Annotated in this window: 10 protein-coding genes and 1 pseudogene; 5 read left to right on the forward strand and 6 right to left on the reverse strand. The window is 73.5% G+C overall.

The features are described from left to right. The first annotated feature begins 258 nt into the window (after positions 1–258). From ACWD4P_RS36485 to ACWD4P_RS36500, 4 genes are all read left to right on the forward strand, one after another. Positions 259–627, forward strand: a complete 369-nt coding sequence (locus tag ACWD4P_RS36485) for a hypothetical protein (protein ID WP_449782588.1) — start codon at positions 259–261, stop codon at positions 625–627. 69 nt (positions 628–696) lie between these two features. Further along, positions 697–2,031 (forward strand): M64 family metallopeptidase, encoded by a 1,335-nt coding sequence (locus ACWD4P_RS36490; protein ID WP_449782589.1) that lies wholly within the window; start codon positions 697–699, stop codon positions 2,029–2,031. Between the two features lie 242 nt (positions 2,032–2,273). Beyond that, entirely contained in the window at positions 2,274–3,650 is a 1,377-nt protein-coding gene (locus ACWD4P_RS36495; protein WP_449782590.1) for a serine/threonine-protein kinase, read from the forward strand. A 260-nt stretch (positions 3,651–3,910) separates the two neighbouring features. Then, positions 3,911–4,507, forward strand: coding sequence for a hypothetical protein (locus tag ACWD4P_RS36500; RefSeq protein WP_449782591.1), 597 nt, complete (start codon positions 3,911–3,913; stop codon positions 4,505–4,507). 126 nt (positions 4,508–4,633) lie between these two features. Here ACWD4P_RS36500 and ACWD4P_RS36505 read toward each other — a convergent pair whose 3' ends face one another. Beyond that, a complete protein-coding gene (locus ACWD4P_RS36505; protein ID WP_449782592.1) occupies positions 4,634–5,350 on the reverse strand; it encodes an NAD(P)-dependent oxidoreductase in 717 nt (238 codons plus the stop codon). A 93-nt stretch (positions 5,351–5,443) separates the two neighbouring features. On the opposite strand from ACWD4P_RS36505, the gene ACWD4P_RS36510 reads away from it, so the two are divergent. Next, positions 5,444–6,127 carry a TetR/AcrR family transcriptional regulator gene (locus ACWD4P_RS36510; RefSeq protein ID WP_449782593.1) on the forward strand — a complete coding sequence of 228 codons (684 nt, stop codon included), beginning with the start codon at positions 5,444–5,446 and terminating at the stop codon, positions 6,125–6,127. A gap of 75 nt (positions 6,128–6,202) precedes the next feature. Here the strand turns inward: ACWD4P_RS36510 and ACWD4P_RS36515 are convergent, their stop codons facing one another. The 5 genes and pseudogenes from ACWD4P_RS36515 to ACWD4P_RS36535 form a co-directional block, all read right to left on the reverse strand. Next, on the reverse strand, positions 6,203–8,605 hold the full coding sequence (locus tag ACWD4P_RS36515; protein WP_449782594.1) for a lamin tail domain-containing protein: 2,403 nt from the start codon (positions 8,603–8,605) through the stop codon (positions 6,203–6,205). Between the two features lie 295 nt (positions 8,606–8,900). After that, a complete protein-coding gene (locus ACWD4P_RS36520; protein WP_359828843.1) occupies positions 8,901–9,239 on the reverse strand; it encodes a hypothetical protein in 339 nt (112 codons plus the stop codon). Between the two features lie 339 nt (positions 9,240–9,578). Next, complete coding sequence (locus ACWD4P_RS36525; protein WP_449782595.1) at positions 9,579–10,172, reverse strand: anthrone oxygenase family protein; 594 nt, start codon at positions 10,170–10,172, stop codon at positions 9,579–9,581. A gap of 218 nt (positions 10,173–10,390) precedes the next feature. Beyond that, on the reverse strand, positions 10,391–11,038 hold the full coding sequence (locus ACWD4P_RS36530) for a hemerythrin domain-containing protein (RefSeq protein ID WP_359828845.1): 648 nt from the start codon (positions 11,036–11,038) through the stop codon (positions 10,391–10,393). Positions 11,039–11,138: 100 nt separating this feature from the next. Continuing rightward, positions 11,139–11,356: pseudogene (locus tag ACWD4P_RS36535) on the reverse strand (NmrA family transcriptional regulator); the annotation flags it as partial.

The following is an 11,356-nucleotide window of genomic DNA, read 5'->3' on the forward strand; positions in this document are numbered from 1 at the left end:
CCACCCTCACCAACGCCAAAAACACCTACGACCCCACCCACACCCTCACCCCCGGCCAAAACATCTTCCCCTAACCACAAACACCACAACGAGACCCGCATATCGAAAACCGTGAATGAGCCGGGCACTCTCGAAGTGCTTCCGGCTCATCGCGCTTTCCGTCTCCTTTTGACGGGGGCACATCCGGGGTGGCCGCAGGGGCCGGTCCGCGCGGAATTCCGCTTGCGGGGGCGGTCGCGCCGGCTGGTACCGTCCGGTATGAGCTTCTCCACCGCCGGAACGGACGGGCCTCGGCTGGACGGCGCCGCCCTGGCCCGCCTGGACCTCGGCCACAACGTCTGGGGGTCGTTGCCCTCGGCCGCCGACGCGCGGCGGGCGGCCGAGCTGTTCCGGGGCGCCGGTTGGCGGGTCCGGCTGTCGAGCCGGACCGAGTACGAAGTCGAGTGCGCCTTCGCCGAGTTGGAGATCCTGCCGGTGCGTCCGGTGACCTTCGCGGGGTTCGTGGATCCGGGCCGCGTCGGCGTTCTCCTCGCGGCGCTGGAGGGGATGGGCCTGTCGTTCGAGGTCGAGTTCACCGATGCGGAGGGGCGTGACCACCTGCACCGCTCAAACGGCCACCCGCACTGAGGCAGGGTTGTCAGGTCCTCGACATGGGAAGGGGGCGGGCCACAGACCGTTCCCTCCGGGAGGATACCCGTGCACCGCACCACCGCCAGGATCACCACCGCCCTGCTCGCCGCCGTACTCGCCGGGCCCGCCCTGGGCACCGCACCGGCCTGGAGTCGCCCCGCGGACGACTCACCGACGAGCCTCCCCGCGGGCGGCACAGCGGCGACCCGTCAGGTGGAGGTGTTCGCCGAGGACGGCGGCATCTCCCGCGCCCAGGCGCCGTCGGCCTCCCCCTACCTCGCCGGCCGCCCCCAGGGCGTGGCGCCGATACAGGGCGACGGCGAGGTGACGGCACTGGTCCGCAACGGGGAGCCCGCCGCCAAACTGGACGTGGTGGTGATCGGCGACGGGTACACCGCGCAGGAGCAGGAGAAGTTCCGCGCGGACGCGGCCCGGAAGTGGCAGGAGATGACGTCCGTCGAGCCCTACGCCACCTATCGCGCGCTGTTCAACGTCTGGGCGGTGTCCGCCGTCTCCCCCGAGTCCGGGGTGACCGGGGACCCGGACCAGGCGACCGTCCGGCACACCGCACTGGGCTCGTACTTCTGGTGCGACGGCGTGGAGCGGCTGCTCTGCGTGGACGAGAAGGCCGTCGACGCCTACGCCGCGAAGGCCCCGCAGGCGGACCTGGTACTCGTGGTGGCCAACACCGCCAAGTACGGCGGCGCCGGCTACAACGACATCAAGTCCCCGCTCGGCTACGAGGGCATCGCCACCGTGGCCGGCGGCAACGCGAAGGCCGGGCAGATCGCGGTGCACGAGACCGGGCACTCGCTGGGCAAGCTGGCCGACGAGTACGCGTACGACGGCCAGGGGACGTACCAGGGCGCCGAACCCGTCGAACCGAACATCAGCACCCTGACCGCCGACCGGATGCGGCAGCAGGGCTCCAAGTGGGCGCGCTGGCTGGGCCAGGCCTCGCCGGACGGCGGCACCGTCGGCGCGTACGAGGGCGGCGGCTACTACCCCACCGGGCTCTACCGGCCGACCGAGAACTCGATCATGCGCTCGCTCGGGCGGGAGTTCAATCTGCCCGGGCGCGAGGCGATGATCGCGGGCTTCTACCGGCACGCCACCCCGCTCACCAGCCGCACTGCGGGCGGCAGTCCGCTCACCGCCGCGGACCGCCTCACCGTGGACCTCCCGGTGCCCGGCACCGGGCTGCGCTGGTACCTGGACGGGCGCGAGCAGCCCCGGCTGGCCGGCCGCACCGCGCTCGACCTGTCCGAGCTCAAGCTGACCGGGCCGCGCTGGCGCCCGCACCTGCTCACCGCCGTCGCCACCGACCCGACCACGGCCGTCACGGACCCGGCACTGCGCGAGAAGCTGACCTCGAGCCTGTCCTGGCCCGTGACGCGCTGACGGGACGGCTCCTCGCACCGGCATCGCAGCGACCCTCCTCCGCTCCCGCGGAGCCACCGTCCGCGATGCCCGCCGGGCGATCCGCGCGGCGATCCGCGGGGCGATCCGCCGAGCGGTGCCGGGGCTCGGCGTGACCTCTGCCCAAGTCGCACCACGGCTCGGGGTGTTGGCGGATTCCCGAGCGGTGGCGCGTCCGCGTCTGAAAGCATCCGGGGGATGCCGCCGGAAGACGGGGAGAGTCGATGGAAGCGTTGCGGCCGGGCGACCCTGAGCGGATAGGCGCCTACCGGTTGGAGGGACGGCTGGGGGCCGGCGGGATGGGGCAGGTGTTCCTGGGACGCACCCCGGGCGGGCGGCCGGTGGCGGTGAAGCTGGTCCACGCGCCGTACGGGCACGACGAGGGGTTCCGCCGGCGCTTCGCCCAGGAGGTGGAGGCGGCCCGGCGGGTGGGCGGCTTCTTCACCGCCCAGGTGGTCGACGCCGACCCGTTCGCGGACCGCCCCTGGGTCGTCAGCGCCTTCGTGCCCGGGCCCACGCTGCAGGCCGCGGTCACCGCCCACGGGCCGCTGCCGACCGCGACTCTGCGGGTGCTGGCGGCCGGGCTGGCGGAAGGGCTGAGCGTCATCCACGAGTGCGCCCTGGTGCACCGCGACCTCAAACCGGGAAACGTCATCCTGGCCGCCGACGGGCCGCGCATCATCGACTTCGGCATCGCCCGGGCGCTGGACGCCACCGCGCACTCGACGACCGGGGCCGTACGCGGCACACCTGCCTACATGTCCCCGGAACAGGCGCGCGGCAACGCCTCCGTGACCACGGCCAGCGACGTGTTCTCCCTCGGGTCGGTGCTCGCCTTCGCCTCGACGGGCACCTCCCCGTTCGACGGCGAAGGGCCGGCCGTCGCCGTGATGTACCGGATCACCCAGGAGGAGCCCGACCTGTCCGGGACCGACAACGAGCTGCGCGGCCTGGTGGCGGCCTGCCTGGCGAAGGACCCGACCGCCCGGCCCACGACGGCCGACATCATGCGTGCCTTCACCGGAACCGGAACCGGCACCGGAGCCGGCACGGACCGGGACTGGCTGCCCGAGCCGGTCACCACGATGGTGCGCGACGCCGCGGCCCTGGCCGACGCCGGACCCGGGCGTCCCGCCGGCCCCCAGCCGCCCCCGCGCCGACGCGGCCTGTCGCGGCTCGCCTTCCGGCGCGGCCGACCGACGGACCCGCTCCCGGCCGCCCCGGCCCCGGCCGACGCGAGCCCGACAGGGCTCGAAGAGGGCTGGAACGGCCTGCCCTGGGGAGCGACCGTCGCACAGTTCCGCGCCCGCTTCCCGAACGCGCACCAGCGGGACGAGTGGTGGCTGACCGGCACCGGCCCCGAGGCGTTCTGCGGTATCGAGATGCACACCCAGTACTCCTTCAACGGCCGGGGCGAACTCGGGTTCGTGGCCTTCATCCCCGAGGTGAAGGACCGCGGCAGACTGTCGGTGGCCGTGCTGAACGCGCTCGGCGCACCCGACGACGCGACGACCACGTGGACCCGGGGCGACGTCGTGGTCGAGGTGAAGGTCGCCGGGCTCATCGCCACCCTCACCCATCGGGTGTTCGGCGCCCACTGACGCCGGAACACACCACCAGAACACACCACCAGAACACACCACCGGAACACCGCCGGGGCACCGCCGGGAGCCGCCGTGTCGGCGGCGGGTTCCGGCCGAGGTTCCACGGATCCGCCCGAGTCGACCGGTTCCCCGGGTGGCCGCGGCGCCGTCGTGCTAGAACCGTCGGCGGGCCGCAACTCCGGCTGCCCGCCCGTACGTTGGCACCAGCTCAACCGTTCCCGCAGCACGCCCCCACCGGCCACGACCCTGGGAGAGCCATGCCCACCACACGTCCCCGCCCCGTCCGCCTGTTGCTCGCCGCACTGGCCGCACTCGCCCTGCTGCTCTCGGGCGCGGTCGCCGCGGCCCCCGCGAGTGCCTCCACCACCGGCCTGGACGGCGCCTGGGCCTGCGAGATCCCGGCCGGCTACGTCTACGACCAGGTCTCGATGAACCGCAACTGCAGCGGCACCGGCACCTGGAACTCGCCGCAGTTCCACCTGCGGACCCCCGTCGACAACCTGACGGCCTGCAAGAGCGCGCCCGGCTTCGTCTACGACGCCATCACCTGGGGCCTCGCGTGCAGCGAGATCAGCGGCGTGCCGTCCAACCAGTACCACCTGCGCAAGCCGGTGGACGGTCTCACCGCCTGCGTGGGCACCCCGGAGTTCACCTACGACTACATCAGCTGGGGCACCGCCTGCAACATCACCCAGGGCGGCGGCCAGTCCAACGCCTTCCACCTCCGCAAGCCGGTGAGCGGCCTGTGGGCCTGTGACGTGCCCCGGGGCTTCACCTACAGCAGCACCACCCAGAACACCGATTGCAGCCTCTACCGCGGGTCCACGGCCACCAAGTTCCTCCTGCTCGGCTGAGCGGGTCCCGCACCGCAGGACGCCGGTGGCGGGGAGTCGGCCCGGGCCGGCTCCCCGCCACCGGCGCGCTCGGGATCGGGACCGGCATCGGGATCCCGACGACGGTCCGCCCGGAGCCGGCCGCCCTCAGCCCCGGTCGCGGGTGGCGTCGGCGTGGGCGAGCGCGCTGGGGGTCAGCCGGCCGACGATCGCCGGGGCCTCCCGGACGAGGGCGTCCGTGGTCAGCGCCTCCACCATGAACAGCGCGAAGTCCACCCGACGCGTCAGGTTGCTCGCCAGCACCGGGTCGCCCACGTGCCGGCTCCACACCGGCAGGCCCTGGCTCTCGCCCTCCTCCAGGTCGCTGCCGCGCACCACGGTCCACCGGGTGTCGCTGGCGAAGACCCTTCGGCACGCCTCCACCTGGTCGTCGATCTCGAGGACGCGCACGAGCCTGCCGAGGGCGGTGGCGATCCGCAGGCCCAGGGTGAACAGCCGCGAGTAGCGGTCCTTGCCGTCGCGCGTGATGTGCCAGCCGCAGGAGAACACCAGGCGCGCGCCCGGCCGGGCGTGGTCCAGGACCGCCTGCGCCGTACCCGACGAGTACTGCCGCACGCCCCAGGGCACCAGCACCGTCAGCACCCCGTCGCACCCGGCGACCGCCCGGCGGACCACCTCCGGGTCGTTCGTCGCCCCGGGGACGACGGTGATCCGCCCCTCGAAGGCGGCCAGCTTCGGCACGCTGCGCTCCCGGCAGACGCCGACCACCTCGTAGCCGCGCTCCAGCGCGTGCCCGACCATGTACTGCCCCAGCTTCCCCGAGGCCCCGATGACGCAGACCTTCCCCACGTGTTCCCCGCCCATGGCGCAGCCCCTTCACGGACAGTGCAGCCTTATGTTGTAAGGCACGTTAGCCTTACCCCGTAAGGCAGTCAATGGACGTGGAGGAGGGGCCGGATGCCCGAGGGAGGCAAGGGCCGGCGCGGGACACCGGCCCGTACGCCGCTGAGCCGTGAGCGCGTGATCCGGGCGGCGGTGGAGCTGGCGGACGAGAAGGGGTCCGCCGCGCTCACCATGCGGGCCATCGCCCAGCCGCTGGGGGTCGAGGCGATGTCGCTCTACCACCACGTGGCGGGCCGGGAGGACATCCTCGACGGCATGGTGGACGCGGTGTTCGGCGAGATCGAGCTCCCGCCCCTCGGCACCGACTGGAAGAGCTCCATGCACCGGCGCGCGGTCTCCGCGCGCGCCGCCCTCCTGCGCCACCCGTGGGCGATCGGCCTCATGGACTCCCGCGTCCGGCCCGGCCCGGCGACCCTGCGCCACCACGACGCCGTCCTCGGCGCGCTGCGCACCGGCGGGTTCTCCGTGCCGATGACCGCGCACGCCGTCTCGCTGATCGACAGCTACCTGTACGGCTTCGTGCTCCAGGAGGTCGCCCTGCCCTTCAAGGGCGGGGCGGAGTCGGCCGAGGTCGCGGGCGCCATCCTGGACGGGATGCCCGCCGACGCCTACCCCCACCTCGCCGAGCTGGCCACCGAACACGTCCTCAAGCCCGGCTACGACTACGCCGACGAGTTCGCCTTCGGGCTCGCGCTCGTGCTCGACGCCCTCCGCCCGGACGGGATCCCTGGCGCGTAGCCGGCCACCGGCCCCGCCCGGGGAGGCCTCGGGAAGAGGCCCCACCGGGGAGGCTGGCGCCGCGCGCCGGTCCCGCTACGGCAGCGGGATGCGCACCACCTGCGGGTCGTGGTCGCTGAGCTGGGTGCTGAACTCGCTGTTGATGTGCACGATGTCGTAGCTGTAGGCCGTGGCCGCCAGCGCGCTCGAGATCAGGATGTGGTCCAGCACCTGCGAGTTGCCCTCGTACACGTAGGTGTAGCGCTCGGGCAGCGGCAGGGTGCGCGGCAGGTCGGTGAGCGCTCCGCCCGCGGTGAGGATGTCGGCGGTCTGGGAGAACTCGAAGTCGTTGAGGTCGCCGAGCACGATCACCGAGGCCTTCGGGTCCACGGCGAGGATCCGGTCGGTGAAGTCCTTCACCACGGCCGCCTGGCTGTGGCGCTGGCTCTCCGAGGGGTGGGACGGCTGCTGGTAGCGGCCGAACAGCGGCTGGTCACCGCCCTTGGAGTTGAAGTGGTTGGCGATCACGAAGACCGGCTTGCCGTTCCAGCGGAACTCACCGGCCAGCGGCTTGCGGCTGGACGCGAACGCCGCGTTGGTCGGGTCGATCCGCCCGGGCGAGTAGGCCAGCTGCGGCGTGCCGCCGGCGTTCACCACGGAGTCGGCGGTGGTGGATCCGGCGCCGGCGCGGTCGGTGAAGGAGAGGCCGCGGTCGGTGCGGAACAGGAAGACCTGGCGGATGTTGCCGCCGGGCTGCCCGCCGTCCTGGCCGTCCACCGGGTCGATCTCGCGGTAGGAGTAGGCCGGGCCGCCGGCCGCGGTGATCGCCGCGGTGAGCTTGGCGAGGGTCTGGGTCGCGCTCACCGTGCCGTCGTCGGTGGCGCCGCTGTTGTCCTGGATCTCCTCCAGGGCGACCAGGTCGGGCGAGCGCAGGTTGCCGACGATGCCCGCCGCGAGGCCGTCGAACTTGCTCTGCGGGTCGGACGGCGCCAGGTTCTCCACGTTGAAGGTGGCGGCGGCGAGCTGGCCGGCCGTCGGCGTCGCGGTGGTCTCGGGCGCGGTGGTGCCGGGGGTGACCGCCGGGGTCGAGGTGACCTGGAGGGTGAAGTTGCCGAAGGCGTAGTCGAGCACGCCGACGGTGGCGCCCGTCAGGGTGTCGCCGACGTTGGCGGTCGGGGTGGGCGCGAGCGCCTTTCCGAGGACGACCCGCTCCGGGTTGCCGTCGTTCGCCTGCAGCAGGATGCCGCCCCGGTTGGTGCGGGTGCCGCTGCCCTGCGGGACGACGGGCAGTTCACCGTACTTGTTGGACGGGCCGACCACGGCCGCGTCGTCGATCTCGACCCGCATGCCCTCCAGGGACTCCCAGAAGTCCAGGCCGTCGGTGGCGGGCTGGAAGTTCCCGGCGGTCTCGACGTCGCCGGAGGTGACGCTGGAGATGACCGCGGACGGGGGTATCCGCCCGCCCGGGCCGACCAGGGTCGCGGCCGGCAGCGCCGCGTTGTGGGCGACCACGCTGACGGTGGGCGCGGTCAGTTCGGTGATCGACAGGTTGTTGGTGCCGCCGGTGCCGCCCGGGCGGTACTGGCTGACGGTCGCGCTGACCGTGACGGAGTCCCCGACCGCGACCGAGGGCGCGCCCGCGGTGTAGACGTAGACGCCCTCGCTGGTGGCGGGGTCGTTGTCGGGCTGCGGGTCCTGGTACCAGAAGCCGTTCGGGCCGACGGCCGTCACCACGCCGGGAACGGCGCTGACCGCGCTGCCGGCCAGCGGGGAGACCCGGGCGGCGCCCTGGATGTCGTGGATGCGGGTGCCGCCGGGGTTCGGGGTGCCCCCGCCGGTGGAGGCGGAGTTGCGCGGCACGGGCGCGCCGATCACGAAGTCCGCCGCGTTGTTGTCGGTGTCGGTGGCGCCGCCGCCGGCGCGCAGGGCCGCGGTGGAGTTCGACAGGTTGCCGGTGGGCGTGCCCTCGGCGGAGCTCGCGCCGGTGCCGTAGCCGACGAGGTCCTTCACCCCGGACTGCCCCGCGCAGCCCGAAGCACAGGTCAGCGCCGTGCCGTTGGTGACGAGGGCGACCTTCCCGGAGGTCGCGGACATGGCGATCGTCCCGGTGGCGTCCGCCGTCGGCAGCGCGGCACCCGCCCCGCTCCCGGCGGCCTCCTGGACGAGGAAGTAGTGGCCGGGCGCGATCGTCCCGGAGAGGGTGGTCCTCGTCCAGCTGGAGCCGGCGGCCGAGGCGTACTGCACCGTCCAGCCGGTGACGGACACCGGCGCGGTGCCGCGGTTGTACAGCTCGACGAAGTCGTTGGCGTACGGCGCGCCGGAGTTGCCGCCACCGCCGTACACCTGGCTGATCACGACGTCGGGCGACGCGGCCTGCGCCACGCCGGTGGGCAGCGCCACCAGCGCCGCCACCACGGCCGCGGTGGAGACCGCCGCCGACGTTCGGCGCCGCGCTCGCGGGGTTCTGGGGTTGGTCCGGGCGTTCGGGGTGCTCCGCATGAGGCTGACTCCTGACCACCGTCCGGGCTCGTGGCCCGGCGGTGTGACCACGGATGGGAAAGGTCGGGCGCTGAGGTTCTAGCAGCGCCACCAGATCCCTACCGGTCGTCACGGGCAACGGCCAGACGTACGGCGGAAGAACGTTTCTACGCGCGACAAGTGGGAGCCGATCCTCCGGATGCGGAAGCCAACTCCCCTGCCCCGCACGGCCCCTGAACATCAGGGGCCAGGCCCGGCTGCGGCGCACCCTCCGCCGGAGCCGGGCCTGCCCGGTCGTCCGCCTCCCCGCCGGTCCTCAGTCCCGGCGGTGCCGCTCCGCCCCCGCCTCCGGCGCCGGCCGGGGCGGGCGCCGGCGCAGCGGCGCCAGTTCGCGCTCCAGGGCCCGCACGTCCAGCGCTATCCGGGACGCGATCTCGCGCGGGCCGGTGCCGGCCGGCAGCCGGCGCGACCAGGAGCGGGCTTTGGCCGGGCCGTCCTGGACCATGTGGAAGTTGAGCCGCACCACGTCGGCGACGTCCACCAGGCTCACCAGGATCCTGGTGTCCGCGAGATCGATGCCGACTTCGTTCCCGATGCACGAGCAGGCCACCAGGCCCTCGATGTCCTCCTCCGCCAGGTATCTGGCCAGGGGCACCGCCCTTCCCCGGACCAGAAACGGACGTTCCACCGGAGCCACCGGAACCGCCTCCTCCCAAGCAGCCGTACGGCGCCTCGGCCGCGGCGCAAGCGCACCGCAACAGACCGGGCCCGGCCTATGCTCCACCACATCGGAAGCGTTCACCAACTCGGTGTCTCACCAAGTGAATTGGGCGAACGCACCGACCCGGCGCACCGGCGCACGCCCCAGCGCACCGGGCCCCGCACCGGCCCGGCGGCGGGCGCGCGCGGACGGTTCCCCGGACGCGCGCGTGCCCGCCCGCACGAGGCGGACGGGCACGGCGGTGGCGCCTGCGGGGTACCTGCGGGGCGCCGTTCAGCGGCCGGAGCGCCCGTGCAGCACCAGGGAGCGGGTCAGCGCCAGCAGGCCGCCGGTGCACAGCGCGGTGCGCAGCATGTTGACCGGCACCCAGCTGTCCGCGAACTTGGCCCGTACGGCGGCGAAGTCGTGGATCTGCGAAGGGTCGCCGGCCGCCGCCAGCTCGTTGTTGAGCGGGATGTTGACGCCCATGGTGACGATCAGCGCCACCACGTAGAGCACGGTCGCGACGGCCGCCCACAGCGCCGCCTGCCGCCGGCCGGCCTTGTTCAGCAGCCAGGCCGCCAGGCCGGTCGCCGCGAAGGCGCCGACGAAGACCAGGCCGAACAGCCCGTTCTCGATCGACTTGTTGATGTGCTGCATCGCCGTCACGTAGGTGCGGTCGTCCCCGGCCGCGAGGCCCGGCATCACCGACACGTCGAAGGCGAAGAACAGCCCCGCCATCAGGCCCATCGCGACGGTGGCACCCGTCAGCAGCGGACCGGCCGCCTTGCTCTGCCCGACAGCCCGCACCGAACTCCCCACCCCCGCACCCCCGATGGCCGACGACGCCGTGTACGACAGCGGGACGGCGGTCTGATCCGAACGCATCTCAGGACCCTCTCAGTCTTCCGGCTCCGCGGGTACGGCGCCGGCGAACGTGGAACACTCGACACCGCCCACCGTGCGGGGAGCCGCGCAAGGGAACCGCGACAACCGGAACCCCGGCTCCCGGCAGGGCACTTGCGTCGGCTTGCGAGGCGGGGCCGGCCCGCCCGCCGGAGCGGGCCGGGCGGGCGGGCCGGGGCAGCCGAGGGGCCGGGCCCGGTTCAGAGCACGGCGTCCAGCCCGCGCCGGTACCGCCGGTCCAGGACGGTCCGCCCGAGCAGCCGCACCGGGGCCGGGATGGTCGCCGAGACCGCGCGGACCGAGGCCGCGTCCGCGCCGTCGAACATCCAGGGCTGGAGGTAGGTCATCACCTGGGTCGGCGCGCTCCCGATGATCCGGCGCTCGACCCGCAGGTACTCGTCCACCGACAGACCGGCCAGCGCCGGGAAGACCACCGGTTCCTCGTGCCGCAGGTGCTCGCGCACCAGACTCTCGAACGCCTCTGCCGCCTCCGGGAGTTCGGCGCGCAGCCCGGAGCCGAGCACCCCGGCGACCCGCCGCATCGAGGCGTCCAGCGCCTCGTGGTCCTCCTCCAGGACCCCGCTGCCGTCGAAGCCCGCCACCCGGCCACGCAGGTACGGCCAGAGGATCTCGTCCTCGCTGTGGTGGTGCCAGTCGATCACCGAGCGCAGCCGCCCGAACCACTCCGCGAGCGCCGCGGAGGAGCCCGTCGCGCCGCGCCGGGCCGCGGCGGTCAGCCGTGCCGCGTCCCGGCGCATCGCGACGTGCATCAGGCCGAAGCCCTTGAGCTGCTCGGGCAGGGCGCGGAGCCCCTGCTCCGTCGACCAGACCGTCGTGCCGTCCGTCATGACCAGACCTCCAGAGTCCGTTCGGATTCTCAGTCAACGCCCGCCCGTGGGCGAACGCCCGCCCGCAGGCGGGTGGTTCGAGCCGCCCGGACGGGTCGGCTCACGCGTTCCACACGCCGGAGGCGGCGGCCTCACGGGCGTAGTCGGCGAAGTCCCGCGGCTCACGGCCCAGCGCACGCCGCACCCCGTCACCCAGCGACGCGTTGCGCCCGTCCAGGATCACCGAGAACAGCTCCGCGAAGTCCTCCGGCAGCCCCGCCTCCACCAGCACCGCCCGGTACGCCTCCTGCGACACCGCCTCGAACCGCACCTCACGCC

The sequence above is a fragment of the Kitasatospora sp. NPDC002543 genome (assembly GCF_053594915.1).